Origin of the sequence: Marivivens donghaensis (assembly GCF_030410045.1) — a bacterium.
Lineage (GTDB): Bacteria > Pseudomonadota > Alphaproteobacteria > Rhodobacterales > Rhodobacteraceae > Marivivens > Marivivens donghaensis.
The window spans coordinates 1-26,089 of the sequence record NZ_JAUFRA010000001.1 but is presented as its reverse complement, the minus strand read 5'-3'; the positions used below and the strand labels follow the sequence as shown (position 1 = coordinate 26,089).

24 protein-coding genes, 1 tRNA gene and 1 pseudogene are annotated in these 26,089 nt (G+C 56.1%); 11 read left to right on the top strand and 15 right to left on the bottom strand.

Annotated features, from left to right (window positions below):
- Entirely contained in the window at positions 1-1,302 is a 1,302-nt protein-coding gene (gene hslU, locus QWY83_RS00125) for an ATP-dependent protease ATPase subunit HslU (RefSeq protein ID WP_249946582.1), read from the bottom strand.
- Positions 1,303-1,414: 112 nt separating this feature from the next.
- Between hslU and QWY83_RS00120 the strand changes: the two genes are divergently transcribed.
- Positions 1,415-1,669 carry a BrnA antitoxin family protein gene (locus QWY83_RS00120; RefSeq protein ID WP_105236199.1) on the top strand — a complete coding sequence of 85 codons (255 nt, stop codon included), beginning with the start codon at positions 1,415-1,417 and terminating at the stop codon, positions 1,667-1,669.
- Here the strand turns inward: QWY83_RS00120 and hslV are convergent, their stop codons facing one another.
- The 9 genes from hslV to regB all read right to left on the bottom strand — a co-directional run bounded on the left by hslV (position 1,670) and on the right by regB (position 14,095).
- Positions 1,670-2,227 (bottom strand): ATP-dependent protease subunit HslV, encoded by a 558-nt coding sequence (gene hslV, locus QWY83_RS00115; RefSeq protein ID WP_249946581.1) that lies wholly within the window; start codon positions 2,225-2,227, stop codon positions 1,670-1,672.
- Between the two features lie 110 nt (positions 2,228-2,337).
- Positions 2,338-2,658, bottom strand: coding sequence for a thioredoxin (gene trxA / locus QWY83_RS00110; protein ID WP_067552369.1), 321 nt, complete (start codon positions 2,656-2,658; stop codon positions 2,338-2,340).
- A gap of 53 nt (positions 2,659-2,711) precedes the next feature.
- Positions 2,712-6,080, bottom strand: coding sequence for a double-strand break repair helicase AddA (gene addA / locus QWY83_RS00105; protein WP_249946580.1), 3,369 nt, complete (start codon positions 6,078-6,080; stop codon positions 2,712-2,714).
- Positions 6,077-9,061, bottom strand: a complete 2,985-nt coding sequence (gene addB, locus QWY83_RS00100; protein ID WP_353958929.1) for a double-strand break repair protein AddB — start codon at positions 9,059-9,061, stop codon at positions 6,077-6,079. The genes addA and addB overlap by 4 nt, the downstream gene beginning before the upstream one ends.
- Complete coding sequence (locus QWY83_RS00095) at positions 9,051-9,719, bottom strand: nucleotidyltransferase family protein (protein WP_249946579.1); 669 nt, start codon at positions 9,717-9,719, stop codon at positions 9,051-9,053. Before QWY83_RS00095 ends, addB begins: the two co-directional genes overlap by 11 nt.
- Positions 9,716-10,672 (bottom strand): aminoglycoside phosphotransferase family protein, encoded by a 957-nt coding sequence (locus QWY83_RS00090; RefSeq protein ID WP_249946578.1) that lies wholly within the window; start codon positions 10,670-10,672, stop codon positions 9,716-9,718. Before QWY83_RS00090 ends, QWY83_RS00095 begins: the two co-directional genes overlap by 4 nt.
- Positions 10,614-11,072: a tRNA (adenosine(37)-N6)-threonylcarbamoyltransferase complex ATPase subunit type 1 TsaE gene (gene tsaE / locus QWY83_RS00085; protein WP_249946577.1), complete on the bottom strand. Its 459-nt coding sequence runs from the start codon at positions 11,070-11,072 to the stop codon at positions 10,614-10,616. The genes QWY83_RS00090 and tsaE overlap by 59 nt, the downstream gene beginning before the upstream one ends.
- Positions 11,073-11,113: 41 nt before the next feature.
- The gene (locus QWY83_RS00080; protein WP_249946576.1) at positions 11,114-12,673 is read right to left on the bottom strand and encodes a PAS-domain containing protein; all 1,560 of its coding nucleotides are present in this window, start codon (positions 12,671-12,673) and stop codon (positions 11,114-11,116) included.
- Between the two features lie 66 nt (positions 12,674-12,739).
- Complete coding sequence (gene regB / locus QWY83_RS00075) at positions 12,740-14,095, bottom strand: sensor histidine kinase RegB (RefSeq protein ID WP_249946575.1); 1,356 nt, start codon at positions 14,093-14,095, stop codon at positions 12,740-12,742.
- Positions 14,096-14,175: 80 nt separating this feature from the next.
- Here regB and QWY83_RS00070 point away from each other — a divergent pair, with 80 nt between their 5' ends.
- Both QWY83_RS00070 and QWY83_RS00065 read left to right on the top strand, forming a co-directional pair.
- Positions 14,176-14,802: an SCO family protein gene (locus tag QWY83_RS00070; protein WP_249946574.1), complete on the top strand. Its 627-nt coding sequence runs from the start codon at positions 14,176-14,178 to the stop codon at positions 14,800-14,802.
- A 54-nt stretch (positions 14,803-14,856) separates the two neighbouring features.
- The gene (locus QWY83_RS00065) at positions 14,857-15,408 is read left to right on the top strand and encodes an ActR/PrrA/RegA family redox response regulator transcription factor (protein WP_067552343.1); all 552 of its coding nucleotides are present in this window, start codon (positions 14,857-14,859) and stop codon (positions 15,406-15,408) included.
- A gap of 4 nt (positions 15,409-15,412) precedes the next feature.
- Here QWY83_RS00065 and QWY83_RS00060 read toward each other — a convergent pair whose 3' ends face one another.
- The gene (locus tag QWY83_RS00060) at positions 15,413-16,009 is read right to left on the bottom strand and encodes an HD domain-containing protein (RefSeq protein ID WP_249946573.1); all 597 of its coding nucleotides are present in this window, start codon (positions 16,007-16,009) and stop codon (positions 15,413-15,415) included.
- An 85-nt stretch (positions 16,010-16,094) separates the two neighbouring features.
- Between QWY83_RS00060 and ahcY the strand changes: the two genes are divergently transcribed.
- Together ahcY and QWY83_RS00050 are read left to right on the top strand one after the other, a co-directional pair.
- Positions 16,095-17,477: an adenosylhomocysteinase gene (gene ahcY / locus QWY83_RS00055; RefSeq protein ID WP_067552336.1), complete on the top strand. Its 1,383-nt coding sequence runs from the start codon at positions 16,095-16,097 to the stop codon at positions 17,475-17,477.
- A gap of 228 nt (positions 17,478-17,705) precedes the next feature.
- A complete protein-coding gene (locus tag QWY83_RS00050; RefSeq protein WP_105236209.1) occupies positions 17,706-18,047 on the top strand; it encodes a DUF2853 family protein in 342 nt (113 codons plus the stop codon).
- Positions 18,048-18,211: 164 nt separating this feature from the next.
- Here the strand turns inward: QWY83_RS00050 and QWY83_RS00045 are convergent, their stop codons facing one another.
- From QWY83_RS00045 to tsaD, 4 genes are read right to left on the bottom strand one after another with little or no spacing between them, the layout of a single operon-like run.
- Complete coding sequence (locus tag QWY83_RS00045) at positions 18,212-18,625, bottom strand: EVE domain-containing protein (RefSeq protein ID WP_249946572.1); 414 nt, start codon at positions 18,623-18,625, stop codon at positions 18,212-18,214.
- Positions 18,625-18,897 carry a YciI family protein gene (locus QWY83_RS00040; protein ID WP_105236211.1) on the bottom strand — a complete coding sequence of 91 codons (273 nt, stop codon included), beginning with the start codon at positions 18,895-18,897 and terminating at the stop codon, positions 18,625-18,627. The genes QWY83_RS00045 and QWY83_RS00040 overlap by 1 nt, the downstream gene beginning before the upstream one ends.
- A 1-nt stretch (position 18,898) precedes the next feature.
- Entirely contained in the window at positions 18,899-19,858 is a 960-nt protein-coding gene (locus tag QWY83_RS00035) for an NAD(P)H-dependent glycerol-3-phosphate dehydrogenase (protein ID WP_249946571.1), read from the bottom strand.
- Positions 19,855-20,946: a tRNA (adenosine(37)-N6)-threonylcarbamoyltransferase complex transferase subunit TsaD gene (tsaD, locus tag QWY83_RS00030; RefSeq protein ID WP_249946570.1), complete on the bottom strand. Its 1,092-nt coding sequence runs from the start codon at positions 20,944-20,946 to the stop codon at positions 19,855-19,857. The genes QWY83_RS00035 and tsaD overlap by 4 nt, the downstream gene beginning before the upstream one ends.
- Before the next feature lie 69 nt (positions 20,947-21,015).
- On the opposite strand from tsaD, the gene QWY83_RS00025 reads away from it, so the two are divergent.
- The 6 genes and pseudogenes from QWY83_RS00025 (at position 21,016) to QWY83_RS00005 (ending at position 25,844) form a co-directional block, all read left to right on the top strand.
- Positions 21,016-21,714, top strand: coding sequence for a uroporphyrinogen-III synthase (locus tag QWY83_RS00025; protein WP_249946569.1), 699 nt, complete (start codon positions 21,016-21,018; stop codon positions 21,712-21,714).
- A 60-nt stretch (positions 21,715-21,774) separates the two neighbouring features.
- Positions 21,775-22,995: a COG4223 family protein gene (locus QWY83_RS00020; protein WP_249946568.1), complete on the top strand. Its 1,221-nt coding sequence runs from the start codon at positions 21,775-21,777 to the stop codon at positions 22,993-22,995.
- Between the two features lie 10 nt (positions 22,996-23,005).
- Complete coding sequence (locus tag QWY83_RS00015; RefSeq protein WP_249946826.1) at positions 23,006-24,448, top strand: heme biosynthesis protein HemY; 1,443 nt, start codon at positions 23,006-23,008, stop codon at positions 24,446-24,448.
- 42 nt (positions 24,449-24,490) lie between these two features.
- Positions 24,491-24,566: transfer RNA gene (locus QWY83_RS00010), tRNA-Thr, on the top strand.
- Between the two features lie 102 nt (positions 24,567-24,668).
- A pseudogene (locus QWY83_RS14215) lies at positions 24,669-24,854 on the top strand (DUF6538 domain-containing protein); the annotation flags it as partial.
- Between the two features lie 105 nt (positions 24,855-24,959).
- On the top strand, positions 24,960-25,844 hold the full coding sequence (locus QWY83_RS00005) for a site-specific integrase (protein WP_249946567.1): 885 nt from the start codon (positions 24,960-24,962) through the stop codon (positions 25,842-25,844).
- Positions 25,845-26,089 lie beyond the last annotated feature (245 nt).

The window sequence follows — 26,089 nt, the reverse complement described above, 5'->3', positions numbered from 1 at the left end:
TTACAGCACGTACCGGCTCATATCGGTGGAGCGTGACAACTCACCGACGTTCGCTTCGACATAGGCCGCATCGATTTTCACGGATTCACCCGACCGATCTGGGGCGTTGAAGGACAGTTCTTCGAATACCCGTTCAATGATGGTGTAGAGGCGCCGCGCACCGATGTTTTCAACCGATTTGTTGACCGTCGCTGCGATATTTGCGATCGCTGCGATCCCATCCTCGGTGAATTCGACAGTGACGTCCTCGGTGCCCATCAGAGCAGAGTACTGCAGCGTCAGCGCATTGTCCGTTTCGGTTAAAATACGAACGAAGTCGCCTTCGGTCAGGTCATTCAATTCGACGCGGATCGGCAAACGGCCTTGCAATTCCGGCAGTAGGTCCGACGGTTTCGCGACGTGGAACGCACCCGACGCGATGAACAGGATGTGGTCGGTCTTAACGGGACCGTTCTTGGTCGACACTGTCGTGCCTTCGATCAATGGAAGCAGGTCGCGCTGCACGCCTTCGCGGCTCACATCAGCACCACGCGCGTCTGCACGGGCGCACACCTTATCGATTTCGTCCAAGAACACGATGCCGCTTTGCTCAACGGCTTCAATCGCGGTCTTCTTAACCAGTTCGTCGTCGAGAAGTTTGTCCGCTTCTTCCGAAACCAGAACATCATAGCTCTCAGCCACGGTGAGCTTTTTCTTCACCGATCGTTGGAATGCCTTACCGAACAGATCACCGAGGTTCATCATTCCGCCCATCTGCGGCTGACCAGGGATTTCAAAACCACCCATCGGGTTTGATGTGTCCTGAATTTCCAACTCAATAACGGTTTGATCCAACTCGCCCGAGCGGAGCTTGCGGCGGAACGCCTCGCGAGTGCCATCGCGAGCCTCGGTCCCTGCAATCGCGTCGATCACGCGCTCTTCGGCGGCGCGCTGCGCGTTTGCCCGAACGTCCTCGCGCATGAATTCACGGGTTTGCAGGATCGCAACATCAACCAGATCGCGGATGATCTGTTCCACATCGCGGCCTACATAACCGACTTCGGTGAATTTTGTGGCTTCGACCTTAATGAACGGGGCGCGGGCGAGTTTTGCCAGACGGCGGCTAATCTCCGTTTTGCCAACACCAGTCGGTCCAATCATCAGGATGTTCTTTGGGTAGACCTCATCGCGCAGATCATCGCCCAATTGTTTGCGGCGCCAACGGTTGCGAAGCGCAACGGCAACGGCGCGTTTGGCCTCATTCTGGCCGATAATAAAACGATCAAGCTCGGATACGATCTCGCGCGGGGTAAGGTCTGTCATGCTGTCCTCTTTTCAACACTTCCGATCTAGGCATCTGAGCGGCAAAAACCAACCCGCACTGTCGTGTTGGATTTGTATATATACGTGATAACCTGTGATCGGAGGACGAAAGATGACCGAGAACCTACCGAAGAAAAAGATCATGGTTCGGCGCGTCACCTCGCCAGTGCGTCCGCGTGCAACCGAAGAGAACGCACCGCAGGTATCCAGTTGGGAAGATAGCCCCCTCGACCTTCCCGAACCCAAACAGGCCATTTCCCTGCGTGTCGATCGGGACGTGTTGGAGTTTTTTAAATCAGGGGGAAAAGGGTATCAGACCCGCATGAACGCTGTCCTGCGGGCCTATATGAAATCTCATAAACGCTGATTAGGCTTTGATTTTTTCGACGGTCAGTTTGCCGTTGGTATAAACACAAATGTCTGCTGCAATCGCCATCGCATCTCGTGCAACAGTCTCTGCATCCTTATCAGTGTCCATCATCGCGCGTGCTGCAGCGAGGGCAAAGTTCCCGCCAGAGCCAATCGCAGCAACGTTGTGCTCTGGTTCCAGAACGTCACCTGCTCCCGTGATCACGAACAAATCCTTACCGTCCGTGACAATCAGCATCGCTTCGAGTTTCTGGAGGTATTTGTCCGTCCGCCAATCTTTGGCGAGGTCCACGCTGGCGCGCATCAATTGACCGGGTGCCGCCTCTAGTTTTTTCTCAAGCCGTTCCAGCAGGGTAAACGCGTCCGCTGTTGATCCAGCAAAGCCACAGACAACGTCCTGACCCCCGGGGGACAAACGGCGCACTTTACGCGCGGTGCCTTTGATCACGGTTTGACCGAGGCTGACCTGACCATCGCCCGCAACGACAACCTCGCCGCCTTTGCGCACACCGATAATCGTCGTGCCGTGCCATCCGGGGAATTCGCTCTCTGCCATATCGGGCCTCCTGTCGTTTGTTCCTATATGGCGGGCAGGGCGCATCGGAACAAGAGCAACGCAAAAGGGCGCCGGTTAGGGCGCCCTTTCGAAAGGATAGGGTGGCCCGATTAGATCGAGTCTTCGATCCAAGCCTGCAATGCTGCTTTCGGTGCAGCGCCTGCTTTGTTGGCGACAACTTCGCCGCCTTTGAAAACGAACAGAGCCGGAATACCGCGCACACCCAGCTGAGCAGGGGAATTCGGGTTTTCGTCTACGTTCACTTTGACGATCTTAACTTTACCGTCCATTTCAGCAGACAGCTCTTCGAGAGCGGGGCCGATCATGCGGCACGGGCCACACCATTCAGCCCAGAAGTCTACGACGACGGGAATATCGGACTGACGCACTTCGGCGTCAAAAGTTGCATCGGTGACAGCTACGGTGGCCATTTGTCTCTCCTACAGGATGTCGGGGCAGAAGGTATGCAGACCCCAACAGATGGTCAAGGCGTAGCGGCGCGACGCAACGCCGCCATGACAATTTCAGATGGCAAATTCATCAGTTTTCCTGTCGCCGTCCATAGGATCGAGCAGTCTATCTGACGATCAGGATAAATCTGCGATAGAGCCGCGTGATAGGCCCCCATTTGGCGCAGGACACCTTCGGGGGTTTGCTCGGGCTGTTCGGGCACGATGCGATTTGTTTTGAAATCCACGCAGGTTACGCGTTCTTTGGAAATGATCAGCCTGTCGATTGCGCCATGAATCCGCCCGCCAAGTTCAGCTAGGTCAGCAGTGATTTCAACCTCAGCCAACGTATCGGACGCAAAAACGGTGGCCAAATCGGGATTGCCCAACATTGCAATCACATCATTGAGAAGTTTATCGCGATCCTCGACTAAACCAATGTCCTCATCGCCTGACATAAGCGCCTGACCGATCCGAGGGCGTTCAGATTCGGGGTGGCTCGGCAGATGTTCGAGCAGCATGTGAACCATGCGACCGCGGGCAAGCGCCACTTCTTTATCCCCGTCTATGATTTCCCCTGCGAGCGCTTTCGCCCCGCCCAAATCAGACGGAGAAATCGTTGAGGCGCGTTGTGGGGGTGCGTCGACGACTGGTAAATTAGGAATAGTGATGGTTGCTTTAGGTTCCTCGGGTTTAGAATTAAGTTCCAAACCGCTCCAATCGTGAACAGAATAGCGGAGAATATCCATTCCACCGAATGGCACCGTCTCAGCGCCCATATGCTCCATCGCTGAACCAACGATGTCATACCATGCCTCTGTGTTGTCTTTGACATCACCAGCGCCACAAAGAATGAGCCACTTTTCTGCCCGCGTTAGCGCCACATAGAGAAGCCGTCGACGTTCACGGATTTCGGCAGCTTTTGCGTCGTCGATCAGGGGAGCGATCGCCTCTGGCGTTTCCTCGCTCAGCGGCCTCCAAATGGGTCCAACCTCAGATTTCAGAATACTGCCACGCGCTTTGACGTCTCGCGTCTGCGTTTCAGGCAGGATCACAATCGGGGCTTCGAGGCCTTTGGACCCGTGAACGGTCATCACGCGGATTTCGTCGCTGTCGCCGTCCATTTGCCGTTTCAAGGTGACGTCTTCGGCTTCCATCCAATGCAGGAACCCTGTGAGGCTCGGCACCGTGCCTTGTTCGTAAGATAGCGCCTGAGACAAGAGCGCGTCGATGGCGTCCTCAGCCTCGGCCCCTAATTGCCGAACGAGCGCTTTGCGCCCGCCGTGGCGGGTTAGAATGCGTTCGATCAGATCATAGGGCCGCAAAAAGTCAGCGCGGTTCCGTAAATCATGCAGGACGGCGAGCGTTTTTCCGTGCTGTTCGGTTTGGTCGCGCAACGCTGCCCATAGGTCGCGGCTACGACCATAGGCGAGGGTAAAGAGGTCCTGTTCAGACCACCCAAACAGCGGCGATTTAAGGGCAGCGGCGAGGGACAGATCGTCCTCTGCCAAGGCGATAAAGCGCAGGAGCGCGAGGATATCCTTAACCGCCAACTGATCGTTCAGGATCAATCGGTCAGCGCCGGCAATTGGCAGGTTCAGATCCTTACACGCACGGATGATTTCGTTGAACAAAGTCTTGCGCCGCTGGACAAGGATCAGGATGTCGCCAGGCCGCACTGGGCGCCGATGATAGGTGCCCGTTTTTCCATTTTCCGCCGGAATAGTCTCTGTATCCAGCATCACCTTAATATTCTGTGCGATGCGTTGAGACAGCTGAACATCGGCCTCTTCATCACTGACGAGGTCATGCGGATCGTGCCAATCGTTCTTTTCAGGCTTCTCGGTTTTCTCGATAAACGGCCAGAGATCGACGCGCCCCGGCATCTCGGACTTAAAGGCGCTGTGGATCACCTCATCGCTAAGACCTTCGGCCAAATCGCCAGTGAATGCATGGTCCACGAACGATAGGATCGCGTGAGAGGAACGGAACGAAAACTGAAGCTCTGTCGTGATCAGCGGCGTTTCTGTATTTTCGAGTGCCGCATCAAAATACAGGCGCATATCGTCGAATTTCTCGGGGTCCGCGCCTTGGAACGAATAGATCGACTGCTTTTTATCACCAACCACGAAAATGGTGCGTTGTTGATCGGCGCGCGCGCCTTCGCCAGCGGCAAATTCACCCGCTAGTGCCTTAACCACATCCCATTGCGCTGGGCTGGTGTCTTGGGCCTCGTCCACCAGAATGTGGTCAATCCCGCCGTCCAGTTTGAACAACACCCATTCCGCCACTTCCGAGCGTTTCAAAAGGTCACGCGTTTTCAGGATGAGATCGTCGAAATCGAGCAAGCCACGCTGAACCTTGCGGTTCTCATAGGCAGGAATGAATACCTTCGCAAAATCGTAGAGGAGCATGGTGCGGTCGAGCGCAGCACAGGCCTTGAGGTGTTGGAAGGCAGCGGCCGTTCGATCCATCCACGCATGAAGATCGTCGATCACGGGGGCGAAAGCGTCGACCGCTTTTGTGTGATTTGATTGTGGGTAGTTGACCGACTTTGAGGTATTCTTTCCCGTGTATAGGAATTCAGAAAACAGGGTCGAAAGCAGGGCAAAATCAGGATTTTTGTAATCGAGCGACTTCAGCGTCGCTGCGAATTTCTTGTAGGTATCGGTCGTTGAAGCCGCGCATTGAACGATCTCTTCCGCAAGCGCATCTTCGCCTCCGATCAGTGCGATTGAGATCGCGTCAGATGGCTGTGCGCCTGCAGGCAAGCCAAACCCAACCGCCAGATCATCACGGGTCACATCACGTTGAAAGTCGTCCTTGAACCGCAGCACATCCTTGGCCAGTGCCATCAGCTGATCGTCGGATACGTGCTTGGCCACGGCGTCGATAACATGGGCGTCTGGGCCTTCTGCGATTTGATCGAGGACCTCGGCGCGCAATAGCTCTGCCGCGCGATCTTCCATCTCAGCAAACTGCGGAGAGACGGAAGCCTCTAGCGGGAAGCGGCGCAGGATCGACGAACAAAACGAGTGAATTGTCTGGATACGGAGCCCACCCGGAACTTCGATCGCGGTCGCAAACAGACGACGAGCATCGGCGAGCTCTTCGGTCGTTAGGCCGCCTTCGACACCCATATCGAGTAAGTCCTGCCGCAGCTTGTCGTCGGGCATCATTGCCCATTCGCCGAGGCGCTTGAACAGACGGTTCTGCATCTCAGCCGCAGCGGCCTTGGTGTAGGTCAGACACAGAATATGCGAGGGATCGACCTTGTCGAGGAGCAGCCGCGCCACGCGGTCCGTCAGAACCCGTGTTTTGCCCGACCCAGCGTTTGCCGAAACCCAAGTCGATGCCCGTGGATTGGCGGCGGCAATTTGGCGGAGTGTTGCGTCATCCTTCATTTCAGAACCTCCGCTTTGGGGGCTTGGCTCAGGTTCCATTCACCATATCGCGCGAGGTGATCGTAATCGCTGCCATAGGCCGAGGTTTCGGCGGCCATCATCGCCGTGTAGCCCCGCGCCGGATCGGTCCAGGCTTTGATCAGGAGTTGGAACTTCATCCATTCATCATCGACGGACAGATCCTCTATCGCATCTTTGCGCTTCTTCGGGGAGGCATCCGTCAGAATGGGCGCACGCACCGATTTTGCGCCCGCTTTGATTGGGATGAATTCCGCATCCAAGGCCTCTTTGCGGCCAATGTCATTGAACGCGCCCAGCGCAACCATGGCCGCCTCAAGGATAAGCTGCTTGTCAAAGTAGAGCTGCTGTTTCTCGCTCGGCGGGGTGCCCGTCTTGTAATCGTAAAGGATGACCCGACCGTCGTCAGTCTTATCAATACGGTCCGCCTTGCCTTTGAGTTTGAAGTCGAGGTCAGGGAGGGTGATTTCCCCCCACGCTTCGAGCTTGGCTGGCGCACCACGTTTCCGACGGTCAACTTCGGTCGAGAGGAACCAATCCGCGGCGCTGTCCATCCGCGCATACCAGAGCCGCCGCGTTGCGGGCCAAGGACATTGCGCCTCTAGTTCGTCTTTGGTGAGTTGCATCAAACGATCACGCGCCGCAGGAGTGGCGGGATCATGATCCTCGCTTATGAACTTCTGCAGGACGTCGTGGATGATGTTACCGCGCAACGGGGCATCCGCCGTCGGGACCAGAGGGTTCAGCGCATAAAGCCCAAGCACCTTTTTCGCGTAGATTGCATATGGATCGCGGATCAGCGTTTGGATTTGCGTGACGGACAGTTCTTTGGGCCGAGCCTCGATAGGCGGGCAGGGCGATGGGCGGGGCGCAGGAGTGCCGCGCGGTTTCTCGGCCGCGCTGATGGCTTCGGCGGTTTTGATCCACTTCGACCCGCGCTCTCGCATCGCCTTTAGCGCCTCGGGTCCAGACTGATCCGTAAGACCGTCGAGCAGGTTGGTCAATCGGTTCACCCAGCGGGATGGCACAGTCTGGGCTTCCTCGGATCGCGCTGCACGGGTGATCCAGACTTCCTTGGCTGCGATGGCTTGCTGATAGTCGTGCGCGGACAGACCAATGCGGCGTTCAGGCAGTAATAGACCCGATTTCAGCCGCATATCCCTGTTCAACCACGGATCAGGCGTTGGCGTTTCAGGCCATGTACCATCGTTCATTCCGCCCAAAATCACCAAGTCGGCGCTTTGAACACGGGCTTCTAGTGTCCCCCAAAACAGAATGTTTGGGTGGCTGATGTCGGGATTGCGGACTTCGGCGCCAGACAAAATTGACCCAACGATCCCGCTATAGTCACGCGCCGACAGCGCACCACCGTGTTCGGCGTGCAGTGTAAGATCAGCCATCACCGCCTTAGCCAAACGACCAGCAGCCTCGTCCCAGAGACCACTTTCGCCAGCCATCGGGCCAGTGGCAAAGGCTTCGGTCAGTGCGAGATGCTGCGCTACGTGGTCGGGTAGCGGCAGATCATCGTCAGGCTTTGGCCCGCTATGGATTTGATCGAGCAACCCTGCGATCCATTCGGCCCAGTCTTTCTGAGCGTCCTTTTCTGCCCACCCGCGCAGGTCGGCACCGGTTGGATAGGCTGGACCTTTCTTCCGAATTGAGAGCTCTAGTTCGTTCGTTAGACGGACGTGATCACCACGGTTCCCACCCGATGACACCAGCGGATGTTTCAACAGCGCGAGGAGGCTTTCGCCCGTGATCTGATCGACCCGCAAACCAGCGACCTGACGCAGCAAACGCCCCGGTGCAGAGAGGTGTAGTGGTTGACCCGCAGAGTCATCTGGAACGACGTTCCAGCGATCCAATGCCGCAGCCACCTGACGGGTGAGCATTCGGTCGGGTGTGATCAGTGCGGCTGTGATCCCTTCGTCCATCGCAGCGCGGAGCCTTAGGGCAATCGTTTCGGCCTCTGATCTGGGGGAGGGTGCCTCGACCAAGGTCACGTTTTCCATCGCGCTGGGCAGATCGCCCAACTCTTTGCCGTCAGTCAGCCATTGATCGGTCACAGGGGCAGGGCGCAGCGATAGCGAAATCACCCGATTACGCGCTGCGCTAAACACTTCGGTCGAGTCCCAACAGGGGATGTCCGAAATCGAAAGGTCTAGCCGCTCCATCAGCAGTTTAAAGCGGTACTGGGGATGGTCCTCAAACCGTCGCCGGTCGGTCATGGCGTCCCAGATTGCGGGGGGCATATCGTAATCCACACCGGGGAGGATCACCGCGCCTTGGGGCAGGCGTGATACGGCCTCCATCAACATCGCAGTTGCGCCACGCGAGCCTGTCGAACCCGCGATAATGATCGGGTGCGTCGGGGGCTTGTCAGACCAGCGTGCAATGAGGCGTTCGATCACCATGCGTTGGCGGGCTTCTACGTCGGGTGGTTCTTGGGCAAAATCGAAGTACCTTAGAACGATGCCGATGAACTCTTGGGTACGCGCCCAATGGCCCGACCTATCAGTCACGTCGAGGTCTAGCACTGTCTGCGGATCAACGCCTTCGCCGTGCATTTCGTCCATCAGTTTGGCGAGGCTGTCCGAGAGCGCATAGAGCACCGAGCGAGGCGCCAAATCAGGCTGACTGTCCAACAAAGCGCCGACCAACGGTGCCAACTCCAACCGACGACGCAGGCTAGCAACGGGTGGCGGCACGTCTATTGCCACAGGATCGCGGGCGAGATCAGTGACCAGCCGCAGTCGTGGCAACAGTCCCGCAGGACCATTGTCGAACACCTCGCGCATACGACGCTGCATGCGACGTGTGTTCAGGAAAATCTCAACCTTGGCAACCTCTTCGGGCGGCATCCCCCGCAGACGCTCCATCACGCCTTTGGTCAGGGAGTTCGCGAAATCCACCCCGGGGGGCAGGCCAAAAATGCGAGGCTTATCGGTTGGTTCAAACATCATCACTCAACATCCCTTCGGCCACCGCGATGCTTTCGGGGCGACCAACGTCACACCATTTACCATTATATTCGACGCCGTAGAGCGTTCCTCTAGCAAGCATTCGGTTCCAGAGTTTCCACATAGAGAACGACTGTTCCATGACCTCATCCAGATCAGCAGTCCGAATGATCTGGCAGCCCGTATAGATCGCGCCAGCGCCACGGCGAATCCGCCCTGCCTCATCAGTCAGGAAATCACCCTGACCTGTGTGACCGAGCGCGTTGTCTTTGTTGACGAGCAAAAGCAAACCGTCCATGTCATCGCGCCAATGTTGGCGCAGCGTGTCAAAGGGGTTGTCACCGCGCCAAACCGCATCGGTGTTCATCGTGAAAACAGGCCCATCGCCTAGCAACGGCAAGGCATGTTTCAAACCGCCGCCCGTTTCGCGCAAGAGATCGGTTTCGTCCGAGATGTGAACGTCGGCTGGGACTGAATCGCGGATTTGTTCTGCCTTGTAATGCACGTTCACCACGCAGGTGAGCCCCTCCGCCAGATCGAGCGCATGAAACAAGAGCGGCTTGCCCGCAACATTCACCATCGGCTTGGGCCTGTCGTTGGTCAGCGGCGCCATTCGGGTGCCAAGGCCAGCAGCAAAGAACAAAGCGGATTTGGGTGTCATATGGTCAGGTCCGGAAGGATCAATTCGGAAAGGTCGCGCAAGTCTGGATGAGCTAAATCGCGTCTCAGGTGGCCGATCACGCGCGGGATGAGTGGCTGATATTTTAACTTCTTATCACGCTGCACCAGTCGTGCGAAAATACCGAGGATGCGGAGGTTTCGCTGCACAGCGATCGTCGAAAATGCTGCCATATCGATGTCTTTGGTCAGTGCTTCAACCGTGCGATCAGACACGTCCCGCCGCGCATCGCGCAGTAGCGACACGAGATCATATAAAGGGTGCGCCAAAAATGCGTCCTGAAAATCAAGGAGGCCGACGCGATCGGTTCCCTGTTTTTCAGGACGCCAAATCAGGTTCTCAGCGTGAAAGTCCCGCAGCGACAGGGTGTAAGGGTGCGGGACCAAACGCTCTAACGCGGCCTTCATTGCAAAGGCGATTTTCAATCCATCAGCGCTGGGCGCGAACCATTCGGAATAAAGCCCAACCATGTCTGCGCCGACCTCGGGGGTCATGGTTTTTAACCCAGCTGGGGCAGGGGACGCGCCGATTTTTTGGATACAGTCCGCAGCGGCTTGATACAGGGTCAGCTCATCGGCATCACCCGCCGCAATCCAATCGGCATAGTGACGAGGGCCGAGATCGTCAATGATCGCGAGGCCTGCCATTTCATCGCATTTCAGGATCTCTGGCGGACATAGCCCAATGCCTGCGAGGTGGGTCGCGATGCGCAGAAACGGCGCGAGGTCTTCACCAGTTCCCGGCGGCGCGATCATCAGGATCACGGTTTCATCATCGGGACTGGTAAGACGTCGATAGCTACGGGCAGAGGCATCGCCCGCGACAGGTGTTTGGTGCCAGTCCTGCCAAATCGTTCCGTCGAGAAATGCAGAAACCTCAGACATCGATTGCGCCCAAACGTGTTTGCCAATCAGCAGGGCCAACAAACGTGACATGGTGCGGATCGGAGGCCACAAACCGCAACGTTAGAGCCGATTTTGGCGCAAGATCGGCCAACCGATCCGGCCATTCGATCAGACAAATCGCGGTTTCGAATGCTTCGTCCAGACCAAGCTCGATCGCCTCATCGGGGTGGCTAAGTCGATAGAGGTCACAGTGCCAGATATCGACGTCATCCTCGTAGGTTTGAACCAAGGTGAAGGTTGGCGACGGTACGTCCTCTTCGTAGCCAAGGCGGGCGCGGATAAGGGCACGTGAAAAAGCGGTTTTGCCAGCGCCGATGTCCCCTTCGAGGAGTAAAACATCGCCAGCTCGCAAAATCGGTGCGATCCGCTGTGCGAGCGCATCGGTGTCCTCTTCGGACGGTAGCAAAACTGGGCCTTTGGTAAATGTCATACCCCCAAACTAAGGGTTGGTGGTGCACTCGCAAGAGGCAATCAACCCTGTGCCGCCCAAAGTGCGATGACGGCTTCGCGCCCAGACTTGCTATCTCCCGTATGACGGAACCGAACGAGCGTCGCACCGTTGGGCATAGGGCGGGTGCTGCATTCAAGCAATCGACCATCATTGTGGCGAATGGTATCGCTCCAGACCTGAGAAGATCGGCTAGGGCCACCATCTTCGCGCAACCTCGTCCAGATTGGTGTTGGGGCGGTGGCATCCTGCCAAATTCGCGATTCATCAAGTAGCGTAGACCCAACAAAGGGCGCAGTTTTTGTGTAGTGCCAAAGCTGATGATAGCTTTGGTTCGACATGACCAAAGTTCCAGCCGCCGAAAAGACAGCGATTGCGTCGTCGAGGCTATCTATTACGGCCTGGCCCGTTTCGATCTGCGCCTCAAATCGTCGAGTGAGCGAGATTTCAGAGGTTACGTCTTCAACGAGAAATGCCAATGCACCGTCAGGATGGGGTCGTCCGACAATTCTGTACACTTGGCCGTTGGGCAGTTCCCAATTCACCGAATACAGGCCTGCTTTGGCTTCCTTCTCGAGCGAGACAATCTGATCGCGCCATGATCGCTTATCTGCTGCAACATGGGTGTTCTTTTGGTCCCGAAGCTTATCGAAAAAGGCGTGCAGTTTGGGCCGAGCAGCTAGGAAATCGGCAGGGAGTTCTGTCAGATCATGAAGGGCAGGGTTGAAGACGATCAATTCGCGGTCGCTGTTGAAAATGGCCAAACCCACGGACAATTGGGCAAAGGTTTTGACCAAGGTTTGCACGTAGCTTCGCTGGGTTTCTTCGGCTTTCGTCACCTTTGTAACATCGACGGCAAAGTGGATTGTTTCGGCGTTGCGATGTGCCTTGGTGACTTCAAACCATTTTGGCGGCCGACCAGTGCCCAGATCAATGCTGTGGCGTGTCGGAATAAGGTCGTCTTGGGCATCGAGGTTAGAAAACAATTCCGCAGGTGGCCATGGTGGGATATCTGTCTCTGCACAGCCGGCCACCTGCGCGGCGATGTCGAGGTAGCTGCGGTTGGCCCAAGTGATTGTCCCTGTGTCATCCTGTTTCCAGATCAACTGAGGTGCGCTTTCTGCTATTCCCCGCAGGGTATGAAGCTCGTCCTCAATCGAAGTGAGTGTCGCGATATCGACGGCGGTTCGGCGTCGGAACCCTTCTTGAAATGTAACGCGGATGATCGCGTCACATAGTTCGACCTCCAGTCGTAAATCTGGGTCTGATGGGGATGTCAGCACCTTTGACCCACCTGATTGGATCGACGACATCGTGGTCCGGAGTTGCGGAAAATTCGACGCAAAGAAACCGAGGAAGCGATCCCAATCCGTTTTTTCTGTTGCCCTTCGGCGCAAGAGGGCACGAGCCGACGGTGTTGCGTCAATTAACTGCGTTTCGTCAAAGAGAAACACGATCTCATCTTCGGCTTCGCGGATCATGGCGCGTGCGCTTTGGTTTTTTTGATCCAAGAACTGCGCCAGAACGGCAACGATCAATCCGGCCGCCGCGACAGAGATGAGGCAGAGCCCAAAAAGATACATGCCCGACATCGGTCGAATCCCTTGTTAGCAACAAAGGAACTTTTGCGGATCAGGGTTAATTGCGCGTTAATCGCCAAAGGGCAGGTTTTCTCCCAAACCGCCAGCGCGGTCGCCCTTGGACGGGTCGATCTGGTCGCGGTTCCATGTGACGGCGACCAAGGCTCCACCGAGCGACCCACCGTTCGCAAAATCGAGCCGCGCGCCTGACCGTTCCAGCAGCGTTTTCGCGATAAACAGGCCCAAACCCATGCCTTCATACCCTGGGCGACTGGTGTCCTCTCGCCGCCGCATGAATGGATCACCGATGCGAGCGAGAATGGCGGACGGATAGCCTGGTCCATCGTCGGAAATGCGCACACTGACGGATTTGTCGGTCCATGTGCTCTCGATTAGGACTTTATCCGACGAAAAATCGACTGCATTTTGAACAAGGTTGCGAAGTCCATGCACGATCTCTGGCCGACGTTCGATGATCGGTTGGCGTGCAGGCATTTCTGTTTCGTCAGAGATCACGAACACCAACCGTTTGCCGCGCATCAGGTGGGGTTCAGCGGCCTCTCGCAAAAGACCCCCCAACGGAACGCGGCGCATGTGCAGGTCGTCTTTACCTGCGCGGCCCATCGACCGAAGGATCGCAGTGCAGCGATTGGCTTGTTCCCCGATCAGGCGCACATCGTCGGCGAGGTCTGGATCATCGCCTAGTTCATCCAATAACTCACCGCTGACCAACTTAATCGTCGCGAGAGGCGTTCCCAATTCATGCGCGGCAGCAGCGACAACACCACCCAAATCGGTGAGCTTTTGTTCACGGGCGAGAGCCATTTGCGTAGCCAGCAGCGCGTCGGACATTTCGTGGATCTCAGACGTGATCAGACGCGCATAAGCGCCAAGGAAAACTACGCCAATCACAAGCGCGACCCAGAATCCAAACCGAAAGAGGTCGGGCATTTGCAATACGTCACCTGCCATTGAGCGCAGCGGTATATGCCACGCGGCGAGGGCGGTCAGAATGAGGATCGTGATGATCCCGAGGATCGCCGTATCGCGGAGCCGCAAGAAAGTTGCTGCGATGGTAACAGGCGCCAAAACCAACAGGGCAAACGGGTTGTTTAAGCCGCCCGTGAGATACAACAGCAGACACAACTGCAGCAAATCGAAGAGAAGCATCAGCATCGCTTCGAGTTCGGACAGACGCTTGGTCTCTGGATAGAGGAACGTCGAAAACAGGTTGGCGATGATCGATGCACCGATTGCCATCGCAGCAAGGCCAACTTCGAGGTCGAGGCCCAAAATGCGCACCGAAACAACGAGCGCGATGATCTGACCTAGAATGGCGATCCACCGCAAAATGACCAAGGTCCGAAGGCGGACCCAGCTGCTTCTCTCGCGATCGTGATGTTTGATTTGCCGGTCAGGGATCATTTTCGTCCAATCTGCGTCATGCTGAACTATTGTTATTTGGACCCGCAGCGGCAATCAATGCGCGACCAAAGGAGAGTTCGATGGAAAAGAAAATTGCTCTAGCTGCTGTATCAGTCGCGGCGTTGTTCATTGGTGGCACCCTTGCTGTGGTGAAATTGAACGCGCCCGATCAGGATTTCGCCCAATGTGGTGCGACTGCAGTCGCTGGCAGTTCTGTCGGCGGTCCGTTTGAGCTGGTGAACAAAGACGGTGTGACAGTCACCGATGCTGACGTAATCACAGGCCCGACAGTTTTGTATTTCGGCTACACCTTCTGTCCAGATGTTTGCCCTCTCGACAACATGCGCAATTCTCGGGCGGTTCAGATCCTTGATGAAAAAGGGATTTCTGTCACGCCAGTCTTTATCTCCATCGACCCAGAGCGTGACACCCCAGAACGCGTGGGCGAATTTGCCTATAACTTCCACGACCGTATGATCGGCCTCACCGGGACGCCAGAACAGACCGATGCAGCCTCCAAAGCCTATCGGACCTATTACCAGAAAGAGGCGAATGGTGATCCTGAGTATTACCTCGTGGATCACTCTGTTCAGTCCTATTTCAACATCCCGGGCTATGGCGTGATCGACGTTTTCGGTCACAACGACACTCCTGAAAATGTGGCGCAAAGGATGGAGTGCTTGATCGAAATGGTCGGTGCGAATTGACCTTGGGGGCTCTGCCCGCTACCTGTTGAGAGCGCGACATATGAGGCGGACCTAATGGATAATGAACCCATTGATCTGGGCGAAGACAGAACGCTGCTCTTGGTGGATGATGACGAACCGTTTTTGAAACGGCTCGCAAAGGCTATGGAGAAGCGTGGGTTTTCTGTAGAAACCGCGGGGTCTGTCGTTGCTGGTAAGGCAATCGCCACCGCCCGACCGAGCGCTTATGCGGTCGTCGATCTACGGCTCGAAGATGGGAACGGTCTGGACGTTGTTGAAACGCTCCGCGAGCGCCGCCCTGATAGCCGTATCGTTGTTCTGACAGGATACGGTGCAATTGCGACGGCCGTGGCTGCAGTGAAAATCGGCGCAACGGACTATCTGTCCAAGCCAGCTGACGCCAACGACATCGTTAACGCTTTGCTGCAAAAAGGCGACGAACTGCCGCCGCCGCCCGAAAACCCGATGAGTGCGGACCGCGTGCGCTGGGAGCATATCCAGCGTGTCTACGAACTGTGTGATCGCAACGTGTCGGAAACGGCGCGTCGTCTGAATATGCACCGTCGGACGCTTCAACGTATTCTGGCAAAGCGCAGCCCGAAGTAGGGATTTACATTTCAGCAAGCAAGGCCGCGTGACGCGCGGTGAAATCCTTGCGAACTTCGACGGGAGGCCGCAAACGGATGCCTAATTTGGCGACCAATTGTTTGTCGAGTTTCCCAAAGTGCTTGTCGGCTTCGCTCGTTGAAAACCCCGCGATCTGGGTCGCTTCCAACCACGCACTGACTTTGTCTGCTTCCTTAATCCGCTTCTTAATCTCAGTGGGCAATTTTGCAGGTAGCCCAAAACGAATGTGAATGGCGGCAGTCAGCCGTTCGTCGAGTTCGCCGTAGTTCGGACCAACTGCCGCTTTAACAGGGCTGATCATGTCGCCGATCACGTATTCAGGCGCATCGTGCAGCAACGCTGCGAGCTTCCATTTGGTCGCAATACCTGGATTGTCGCGGCTGAAAATCTCTTCGACGAGAAGCGAATGTTCAGCGACGGAATAAGCGTAGTCGCCGATTGTTTGGCCGTTCCAGCGCGCAACAAAAGCTAATCCGTGGGCGATGTCTTCGACCTCAATATCCATTGGGGTTGGGTCCAAAAGATCGAGCCGTCGACCTGACAACATGCGCTGCCATGCGCGGGATTGTTTCGCTGCCATGAATTTTCCAGTCCGTCGAAGTTGTCGCGAAAGGTCTACAGTGCTATTTGCCCATCAACAATTGGATTGGAAAGGGCCTAGAGCCATGGATTACGTCGTTAAAGATATCTCGCTTGCAGCATTTGGCCGCAAAGAATTGAACATTGCAGAAACCGAAATGCCGGGTCTGATGGCTTGCCGCGCTGAGTTCGGTGAATCGAAGCCGCTCAAGGGCGCGCGCATCGTTGGCTCGCTCCACATGACTATCCAAACCGCTGTGCTGATCGAGACGCTGGTCGCGTTGGGCGCAGACGTTCGTTGGGCATCGTGCAACATCTTCTCGACCCAAGACCACGCCGCTGCGGCGATCGCTGAGGCTGGCATTCCGGTCTTTGCGGTTAAGGGTCAAACCCTTGAAGAACATTGGGATTATCTCGACAAGTCCTTCATGTTCCCCGAAGGCGCGAACATGATCCTCGACGATGGTGGCGACGCGACCCTCTACGTTCTTCTGGGCGCTCGCGCCGAAGCTGGCGAAGACATCATTCCGGTCCCGCAATCCGAAGAAGAAGCCGTCATCAAAGCGCAGATCCAGAAGCGCATGAAGGCAAGTCCAGGCTGGTTCACCAAGACCAAAGAGGCGATCCAAGGCGTATCGGAAGAGACCACCACCGGTGTTCACCGCCTCTACGACCTGCACAAAAAAGGCCAGCTTCCGTTCCCTGCGATCAACGTGAACGATTCTGTGACCAAGTCGAAGTTCGACAACAAATACGGCTGTAAAGAATCGCTCGTTGACGGCATCCGCCGCGCAACTGACGTGATGATGGCCGGTAAAGTGGCTGTTGTTTGTGGCTACGGCGACGTTGGTAAAGGTTCGGCTGCATCTCTCGCGGGCGCTGGCGCTCGTGTGAAAGTGACCGAAGCTGACCCGATCTGCGCATTGCAAGCTGCGATGGATGGCTTTGAGGTTGTGCTGCTCGAAGATGTGGTGTCCTCGGCTGACATCTTCATCACCACCACTGGCAACAAAGACGTGATCCGCATCGAGCACATGCGCGAGATGAAGAACATGGCGATCGTTGGCAACATCGGCCACTTCGACAATGAAATTCAGGTCGCTAGCCTACGGAACCACAAGTGGACCAACATTAAAGATCAGGTCGACATGATCGAGATGCCGTCTGGCAACAAGATCATCCTTCTTTCCGAAGGCCGTCTGCTGAACCTTGGCAACGCAACGGGTCACCCGTCGTTCGTGATGTCCGCATCCTTCACCAACCAAGTTCTGGCTCAGATCGAGCTGTGGACCAAAGGTGACGAATACCAGCCGGGCGTCTACATCCTGCCGAAACACCTCGACGAGAAAGTTGCACGTCTGCACCTCGACCGTATTGGCGTGAAGCTGACGACTCTCTCGAAAGAGCAGGCAGATTACATCGGCGTCACCGTCGAAGGCCCGTTCAAGCCAGAGCACTACCGCTACTAATCATCGGTAGATTTGCGAATTCGACCGCCGTCCCAATGGGGCGGCGGTTTTCGTTTGCGGCTATGGTGGTGTCAGAGTGCAACACAAAACATGCGATTTTTCGCAGGCATCGCGATTTAAGGGCGGATTTTGCTTTACCGTTACACGGCAGCGGGCATAGGCTTTGCTCATCCTAGGGCTGTATTTATTAATTTGGCCCGCGTGCAAAACAAACGAGGGGGCACCAGAATGGGTAAACGGGACGAATTGATCGCCAAATATGCCGACGATCTTAAGAACAAATGTGGCATGACACCGGATATGGACCTGCTGAAAAAGGTTACCATCGGCTGCGGTCCGTCGATTTACGACGCTGACGCAAGCACCGTTGCGGCCTCGCAAGAGTCCGAGCTGGACACCGTAAAAAAGAACTTCCTAATCAAAAAGCTCGGCCTGAAAGACGGCCCTGAGCTGGGCGAAGGTCTGAATGCTGTGATCGAAACCTACGGCAAGTCAGAGCGCAACAAATACCGCGCCGTTGTTTACTACATGCTGGTAAAACACTTCGGCAAAGAAGCTGTCTACGGTTAATCCTTACGGATTGACGAAAATGCGAAGGGCTTTTCCTTTGAGGAGAGGCCCTTTTTGCATGTAGGGTTAGACAACCAGCCAGAACGGCAGACCTTTTCCAGCGTGTGGGAGCGCGGGTGAGAGAGGGGTCTAGCCATCTTTGTGTGGCTGGACCCCAATCCCGTTTAAATGCCGCCCATCGTGCAGATCAATTGCCATTCTTCCTCTGTCACGGGTTGGACAGAGAGACGAGAGTTCTTAACCAGCACCATGTCCGCCAGTTCCGCCGTAGCCTTGATCTGGTCGAGCGTAACTGGATGCGGAAATGGAGTGACCGCTTTCACGTCGACGCAGTCCCATTTGGGATCGTCGGTGGTGCTGTCAGGGTGTGATGTGGCGCAGACCTCTAGGATACCGACAATCTCTAACCCTTGGCGCGAATGGTAAAAGAACCCTTTGTCGCCAACCGCCATGGCCCGCATGTTATTGCGGGCTTGGTAGTTTCGAACGCCGTTCCATTCTTCACCTGCGTCCCCTTTGGCAACGAGGTGGTCCCAGCCGAAAACATCCGGTTCAGACTTGAACAGCCAATAGGCCATTAGCCGATCACCTTTTTCCACTCTTCGATGCGGACTTTTTCGAACAGTCCTGCTTTGGCGTACGGATCATTGTCTGCCCAAGCCTGCGCCGCGGCAAAGTCAGCCACGTCGAGGATGATCATCGACCCGTGCATCTCGCCCGCTTGGTTCAAGAACGGGCCAGCCATTTCGACCACGCCAGTTTCCTTGATGTAGGCAAGGTGTGCCTCGCGGTTGTTAAGACGAACTTGGAGCGCGCCGTCTTTGTCTTTGGTGATGATTGCAAAACGCATTTTATTCCTCCTTGAGTGGGCGCGACAACAGCCCTTGAATAGCATCCGCGATGCTCGATTTCCCATCAAGCAATCCAGACAACATGGTGACGATTGGCATTTCTATGCCCTTTTCACGAGCGAGTTTTGCCACAGCGTGCGTGGTTGCGACGCCTTCGACGGTGACCGTCGGATCGAACCCTTCCATACGGCCAAGTGCGAGGCCGTAGCGATAGTTGCGGGACTGTTCCGATGTGCAGGTCAAAACCAGATCCCCAAAGCCTGACAGCCCCATCAGGGTGTCGGATTGGCCACCCATCGCGATGGAAAGACGCATCATTTCCGCCATGCCGCGCGTCATGAGGGCCGCGCGGGCGCTGTCCCCCATGCCTTCACCGATGCAGGCGCCACAGGCAATCGCCATCACGTTTTTCAGCGATCCGCCGAGTTCGGCGCCGATCACATCTGTGGTGCGATAGAGCCGCAACGTTTTGGTCGAAAGGTCGGCCTGAAGCTGTGTGCCGATGCCGTCATCGGCGCAGGCCAAGGTCAGCGCTGTTGGCAACCCTTTTGCAATGTCCGCGGCAAAGCTCGGTCCAGTCAGGATTGCTGCGGTCGCAGTTGGGATCAGTTCAGAGATCGACGATGCAGTGCCTTTGAGCGTGGTCAGATCGATCCCTTTGGCGCAGGACACGATGGTTTTTCCAGCGAGGCGATCCGCGTGGGCCGACAGGAACGTCCCGATCTGCTGGGCAGGAACAGCGAGCAAGATCGTGTCGGCCTCAAAAACAGTCTCTAAATCGGAGGAAACGTCGATACTTTCTGGCAAGATCACATTGGGCAGGCGGGGGGTCGCGCGGGTCGACCGCATGGCTTCTACCATCTCAGCGTCGCGCGCCCACAGGTGGACGGGTGCTTTTTTGCCCAAGGAAACCGCCAGTGCTGTGCCGAATGCGCCTGCGCCTGCCACTGCGATGGTCATGCTTTCGCTCCCTTTTTCCCAGAGCCTAAGAGGGCGGGGGCACGGTCGTCTAGTGGCCATCTTGGGCGGGCCTTAAACGTCATATCGTCGCTCTGACCTGCGAGCAGTCGAACACCGCCTGCATAGGCGATCATGGCTGCGTTATCGGTGCAGAGGTTCAATGGAGGCGCGACAAAATCAGTCTCTAATTCAGCGCAAAGCGCCATAAGTGCCGCTCTGATCGGACCATTCGCAGCGACGCCGCCAGCAATCGCAAAAACGCGTTTTTTGGGCTGAAGCTCGAAATACTCGGTCAACGCGCGACGGGTTTTCTCGAACAAAATATCGGAAACCGCCAGTTGGAACGCTGCAGCAAGATCGGAACGGTCTTTTTCCGTTAACCCACCTTTTTCCGTAACTACCGCATCTCGTGCGCGCAGAAGTGCGGTCTTGAGCCCCGAGAACGACATATCGCAGCCAGCACGATCTAATAGCGGGCGCGGAAGGGTAAACGCCTTTGCATCGCCAGTCTGCGCCGCGCGTTCCACATGAGGACCGCCCGGTTGTGGCAGTCCCAACAGACGAGCCGTTTTGTCGAACGCTTCCCCCGGTGCATCGTCGATTGTTCCACCGATCCGACGGAAGGTTTCAGGCCCTTCTGCAATCAGGAACTGGCAATGCCCACCCGAGACCAGCAGCATCAAATAGGGAAATGTCACCGCATCCGTCAGGCGCGGGGTTAGTGCGTGGCCCGCAAGGTGGTTTACACTGACAATCGGCAGACCAGTCGCAGTTGCGATGCCTTTTGCGCACATGACGCCAGAGAGAACGCCCCCGATCAGCCCAGGCCCAGAGGTAACAGCGATCCCGTCGATGTCGCCTAAGGTCATACCTGCTTCGGCCAAGGCCTCTTCGATGCAAATATCAACGCGCTCCGCATGGGCGCGGGCCGCAATTTCAGGCACCACGCCGCCAAAGTCCGCATGCAGGTCGTTTTGACCCTTCACGACCGACGCGAGGACGGTCGCGGTATCGTCCAGACGCACGACGGCAGCGGCTGTGTCGTCACAGCTGCTTTCGATGCCAAGTATAGTCAGGGCTTTTGTCATGTGGTCCTGTTGGTTAGGTGTTAATGGCAGGTATCACTCTGCACGCGCCTGAACAATGCCGGAGCCGCTATGACCACTCTTGTTCTCACTCGCCCCCAAGCCGACTCTGAGCGGTTTTTAGCTGCGGTCGAGGCGGAGTTTGGCCCTGTGAAGTCGGTCATTTCCCCCGTGATAGAGGTGGTTTCGCTACCCGTTGATCTGCCGTCCTATGATGAGGTTATCCTAACTTCGGCGAATGGGGTGGCAGAGGCGAAACGGCTGGGTGTCAAAGCTGGAACGCGGGCATGGTGCGTTGGTCAAAGAACAGCAAAACTCGCGTCTGAGGCCGGATTAGAGCCTATTTCGGCCGATGGCAACGCGGACGACTTGGTTGAACTGATCCTGTCCCAGCCCACAGCAACGCTCTGCCATATTCGTGGGGTCCACTCGCGGGGTCAGGTCGCTGCACGGCTCATTGCGCAGGGGCGCGTGTGTAAAGAGGCGATAGCCTACGATCAGCGCGATATTCCGCCCACAGAGGCTGCGCTTCAGGCTCTCGCTGGGACTGATCCAATCGTTCTGCCGTTATTTTCACCGCGTAGCGCATTGCTGATTCCAGCGGTTCAACAGGCCCTTGTGCATGTTATTGCCATGAGCAGTGCCGTTGCGGCTGAGGTGGCCGATCTTGGCGCGGATACTGTTACAATCGCTGAAAACCCCAATTTCGAAGCCATGCTTGCGGCGACCTGTCGCCGTCTGGACAGCCTTTTGCGGCGTGGTCGTGCTTGAGGCGCGACGCGGCAGGGCATAGGTTGGACTTGAATTTTAATGGGTTGCGAGGATTCGTCAGTGTCAGAGGAAGAAAAGCCGAAAGTCGAACCAGAAGTTGAAGCCACGAGTGGTGAAAAACTTGATGACGACGAGCAGGCGACTGAACAAACCGATGACATCGAAGATGCCGAAGTCGTCGAGGACGACGCGCCAGAAGAAAATGAAGCTCTAACCGAAGAGCCGTCAGGCGACGATCAAGCCATCGTCAAAGAAGAAAAACCTGAAACGCCAGCCGTTGCCGCGCAGCCCGAAAAGCCCCGCAAGGGTGGATTTTTTGGCGTTGTGCTTGGCGGTTTGATCGCTGGTGGCATCGGCTATGGTGCGGCGTGGTATACGTTGCCCAAGGTTGATCCCGCTGCAATCGACGCCCAATCGGCAGAGATCGCTGAGTTGCGGAAGTCGATTGAGACTCTGCAGGCGTTTGACCCAGAAGCGCTGATTGACAGCACGGTTGGCGCTCGCACGGATGCTGTGCAGCGTGACTTGACGGCCTCGATTGCTGAGATCGCAACCAAATTGGATGCAATCGATAAGCGGATCGCTGCCGTAGAGTCGCTCCCGCTCGGCGGTGAAGCCACTGTCGCGTCGATTACGCAATCTGTGCAGGCCCAATCTGACGCACTGCGTGCAGAATTGGCGGAGCAAGAGGCGCGGATCCAATCTATTGCCTCCGCTACGGCGGATCAGTTGCAACAAGCCCGCGATGCCGCCGCCGCCGATGAGGCCGCAGCTGCGGAGGCCGAAAAAGCAGCGATGCAACGTGTTGCAATTGCGCGTGTTCAAACAGCGTTAGAGGCAGGGACACCCTTTGCCGATGCGCTTCCTGATCTGGAATCGGTGCATGGTGTCTCGATCCCAGCTGGGCTTGCTGCCCCTGCAGCAGAGGGCGTCGCGACCTTGGTCACATTGCAGGATGATTTCCCTGCCGCCGCCCGTGCTGCACTCGACGCGGCTCGTCGTGCTGGTGTGGCAGGTGAAACGGGCGGCACGGTTGGTGGGTTCATGAGCAACCTGTTCAACGTGCGCTCCGTGGCCCCGCGTGAGGGCACTGACGTGGACGCTATCCTCTCCCGTGCCGAAGCTGCCGTCCGCGATGGTCGTGTTGCGGACGCAATTGCAGAACTTGATGGTCTACCCGAACAGGCAGCGGTGCAAACTGCTGCATGGCGCGAACTGGCAGAGACGCGGCTCGCCGCTTTTGCCGCGCTTGATGACCTAGTTGTAACGATGAACCAGTGAGGCCCCGATGATGCTTTGGTCCCTAATTAAGATCCTTGCCTTCGTGTTGGGCGTAACTGCACTGACCTACGGTGCGATGGAATTGTCCCAAATTCAGGGTGAGGTGCTGATCACCTTTGCTGGTTTGGAAATGCGGCTCGGCCCCCTTGAACTCGCTTTCGCTCTCGTCGGCATGGTCGTTCTCACTTGGGTCATGTTCAAGCTGTTTGGCATGTTGGTGGCGTTTCTCAAGTTCCTGAACGGCGATGAAACGGCTGTATCGCGCTACTTCACCCGCAATCGCGTAGAGCGAGGGTATCAGGCTCTCACCGAAGGGATGATGGCTGTTGCCTCTGGCGAGGGACACCTTGCGTTGGCCAAAGCCGCCAAGGCTGAAAAGCTACTCGATAAGCCCGAACTGACGACCCTCTTGATTGCCCAAGCCGCAGAGGTCGCGGGTGATCAGAAGAAGGCGGAAGCTGCATATAAGCTCCTCCTGACAGAAGACCGTACACGATTTGTCGGCATCCGTGGGCTGATGCAGCAGAAACTCGCCGCTGGCGATACTGAAACAGCGCTGAAGCTCGCGCAGAAAGCCTTTGAACTGAAGCCCAAGCACGAAGCCACTCAGGACACTCTCCTGAAACTTCAGGCCGATAGCGGTGATTGGACGGGCGCACGTGCGACTTTGGCTGCTAAGGCGAAGTCGGGTGGCTTGCCCAAAGATGTGCTCCGTCGTCGCGATGCGGTCTTGGCCCTGTCCGAGGCCAAAGACCTGATCAGCGAAGACTCGTCGATCGATGTTCAAGAGGCTGCAATTGCCGCCAACAAACAGTCGCCCGACCTAATCCCCGCAGCGGTCATGGCCGCGCGTGCGCACATCGCCAAAGGCAAACCAAAGCTCGCCGCGCGTGTTTTGACAAAGGCTTGGACCGCGAAACCGCATCCTGATCTCGCCGCTGCTTTTGCCGAGATTGAGCCAAACGAAACACCCGCCCAGCGCCTGAAACGCTTTAACGCGCTGACAAAAGTGAACCCAACCGATCCCGAAACCCAAATGCTCTTGGCCGAGTTGCAGATCGCAGCCGAGGATTTTCCAGCGGCCCGTCGCGCGTTGGGCTCCTTGCCCGAAGATGCACCAACCGCACGCGTCCTGACGCTCATGGCGGCGATTGAACGCGGGTCTGGGTCTGAGGATCAAGTGGTTCGCGGTTGGCTGACCAAAGCACTCGTGGCACCACGCGGTCCGCAATGGATCTGCGACAAATGTCAGAGCATTCATGCCGAGTGGGAACCCGTCTGCCAAAGCTGCGGATCGTTCGACACCCTTTCGTGGAAAGCACCCGCCAAGGCCGAATTTGCAATGCCCGCTGGCACTGAGATGCTACCGCTCATCGTGGGGGCCGCTCCGTCGCCTGTGGGGGAAGATGAAATCGAAGCTGAGGATATTTCCTCAGCCGAGGTTCAAAAATAACACTTTTCGGGGCGGCACAGCAGTGCTAATAGCCGCCCCAGCGCCGCTGTAGCTCAGCTGGTAGAGCACGTCATTCGTAATGATGGGGTCGGGGGTTCGAGTCCCTTCAGCGGCACCAATAAAGCAGAACATGCCCAGCGCATTTTATGCTTAACTATCTGGAAACACTCAAAGATTTACTTCAGCCCTAGCATTGGGCTTGCCATGAGTGTTGACCAGAATGCAGACCAAAAGTGTCCCATATACGTTTAACCGTGAGGGGTATTACTACTTCTCTAGACGTGTACCGAACGACTTAGTTGATCATTACAGCTATCCACGAGTCGTTCAGTCGCTTCACACAAAGCAGTACTCCATAGCTCGAACACGGGCTGTGATGCTGGCAGCTAAACTGGATGAACACTGGTCTCACATGAGGCTTGCCCATGCTGAGCTACCCGGAAAGCATTTGCTAAAGCAGAAGAGCGTTTCGTTTGTGCCGAGTGGTACTGCATCTCAGGTGATGCATAGCATGTGCTTAACGGAAGCCGTTGAGACGTACTTGTCCCTTAAGGGTGCTGGTAAGCCCAAGACCTTCCATACTGCTGCACATCGTACCTGTGGCTACCTTGTTGATGCTTGTGGCTTGAAGCACCTGCATGAGTACACTCGTAGTGATGCTCTGGCTTTCCGTGACAGTCTGATTGCTCGTGGTTTAGCTGGCTCCAGTATCACTCGTATCTTCAATAGTGTTGTGGCTGTGTTCAACTTTGTGAACTCTGAACATGCACTAGACCTGAAGAACCCTTTCACTCGTGTGTACCATGATAGGTCTGCTGGCGTGTCAGAACGTCAGCCTGTTGCGGTGCAGGACATCCGTGTTGTGCAAGCAAAGTGCAAAGAGCTTGATGATGAAGCCCGTTGGTTGGTGGCTTTGGTGAGTGACACTGGGCTACGCTTAGCTGAAGCAGCAGGGGCAATGGTGTCTGATCTGAAGCTGGATCATCCTGTTCCGCATATCATCATTGAACCCAATAGTTACCGTGGCCTGAAGACATCGGGCAGTAAGCGTATTGTGCCTCTCGTTGGTGCATCTCTCTGGGCTGCCCAGCGCATTGTTGAGACTTGTGGTGATGCAAAGGGACCTGCTTTCCCGAGGTACAATAAGAAGGGTCAAACCAATGCGAACTCAGCCAGTAGCGCTCTGAATAAGTGGTTGAAGCCATTTGTTGGTGAAGGATGTTCTATGCATAGCTTCCGTCACTCCATGCGTGACAGGCTGAGAGCCGTTAGCTGTCCGACTGAGATGGTGGATCAGCTTGGGGGATGGTCGCACGATAGCGTGGGGCAGGGCTATGGACGTGGGTATGAACTCGAACAGCTTCAGCAGTACATGAAGGCAGTTGTTTTGACTTGAGTGGTGTCTGACTTTCGAATGGTCAACACTCATGGCAAGCCCAATGCTAGGGCTGAAGTAAATCTTTGAGTGTTTCCAGATAGTTAAGCATAAAATGCGCTGGGCATGTTCTGCTTTATTGGTGCCGCTGAAGGGTTAGACGTTGGGTTCTATTCCCGTTACAGGCACAACAACTCTGCTAACACTCTGATTTCATTACATAGGCTAATCCGTAGTTCATCACAATACGGCACATCTTGGTCAGT

Bases quoted from the DNA above. Each gene is read 5' to 3' on its own strand.
- hslU (WP_249946582.1), bottom strand. From the start codon at position 1,302: ATGACAGACCTTACCCCGCGCGAGATCGTATCCGAGCTTGATCGTTTT.
- QWY83_RS00120 (WP_105236199.1), top strand. From the start codon at position 1,415: ATGACCGAGAACCTACCGAAGAAAAAGATCATGGTTCGGCGCGTCACC.
- hslV (WP_249946581.1), bottom strand. From the start codon at position 2,227: ATGGCAGAGAGCGAATTCCCCGGATGGCACGGCACGACGATTATCGGT.
- trxA (WP_067552369.1), bottom strand. From the start codon at position 2,658: ATGGCCACCGTAGCTGTCACCGATGCAACTTTTGACGCCGAAGTGCGT.
- addA (WP_249946580.1), bottom strand. From the start codon at position 6,080: ATGAAGGATGACGCAACACTCCGCCAAATTGCCGCCGCCAATCCACGG.
- addB (WP_353958929.1), bottom strand. From the start codon at position 9,061: ATGATGTTTGAACCAACCGATAAGCCTCGCATTTTTGGCCTGCCCCCC.
- QWY83_RS00095 (WP_249946579.1), bottom strand. From the start codon at position 9,719: ATGACACCCAAATCCGCTTTGTTCTTTGCTGCTGGCCTTGGCACCCGA.
- QWY83_RS00090 (WP_249946578.1), bottom strand. From the start codon at position 10,672: ATGTCACGTTTGTTGGCCCTGCTGATTGGCAAACACGTTTGGGCGCAA.
- tsaE (WP_249946577.1), bottom strand. From the start codon at position 11,072: ATGACATTTACCAAAGGCCCAGTTTTGCTACCGTCCGAAGAGGACACC.
- QWY83_RS00080 (WP_249946576.1), bottom strand. From the start codon at position 12,673: ATGTATCTTTTTGGGCTCTGCCTCATCTCTGTCGCGGCGGCCGGATTG.
- regB (WP_249946575.1), bottom strand. From the start codon at position 14,095: ATGATCCCTGACCGGCAAATCAAACATCACGATCGCGAGAGAAGCAGC.
- QWY83_RS00070 (WP_249946574.1), top strand. From the start codon at position 14,176: ATGGAAAAGAAAATTGCTCTAGCTGCTGTATCAGTCGCGGCGTTGTTC.
- QWY83_RS00065 (WP_067552343.1), top strand. From the start codon at position 14,857: ATGGATAATGAACCCATTGATCTGGGCGAAGACAGAACGCTGCTCTTG.
- QWY83_RS00060 (WP_249946573.1), bottom strand. From the start codon at position 16,009: ATGGCAGCGAAACAATCCCGCGCATGGCAGCGCATGTTGTCAGGTCGA.
- ahcY (WP_067552336.1), top strand. From the start codon at position 16,095: ATGGATTACGTCGTTAAAGATATCTCGCTTGCAGCATTTGGCCGCAAA.
- QWY83_RS00050 (WP_105236209.1), top strand. From the start codon at position 17,706: ATGGGTAAACGGGACGAATTGATCGCCAAATATGCCGACGATCTTAAG.
- QWY83_RS00045 (WP_249946572.1), bottom strand. From the start codon at position 18,625: ATGGCCTATTGGCTGTTCAAGTCTGAACCGGATGTTTTCGGCTGGGAC.
- QWY83_RS00040 (WP_105236211.1), bottom strand. From the start codon at position 18,897: ATGCGTTTTGCAATCATCACCAAAGACAAAGACGGCGCGCTCCAAGTT.
- QWY83_RS00035 (WP_249946571.1), bottom strand. From the start codon at position 19,858: ATGACCATCGCAGTGGCAGGCGCAGGCGCATTCGGCACAGCACTGGCG.
- tsaD (WP_249946570.1), bottom strand. From the start codon at position 20,946: ATGACAAAAGCCCTGACTATACTTGGCATCGAAAGCAGCTGTGACGAC.
- QWY83_RS00025 (WP_249946569.1), top strand. From the start codon at position 21,016: ATGACCACTCTTGTTCTCACTCGCCCCCAAGCCGACTCTGAGCGGTTT.
- QWY83_RS00015 (WP_249946826.1), top strand. From the start codon at position 23,006: ATGCTTTGGTCCCTAATTAAGATCCTTGCCTTCGTGTTGGGCGTAACT.
- QWY83_RS00005 (WP_249946567.1), top strand. From the start codon at position 24,960: ATGTGCTTAACGGAAGCCGTTGAGACGTACTTGTCCCTTAAGGGTGCT.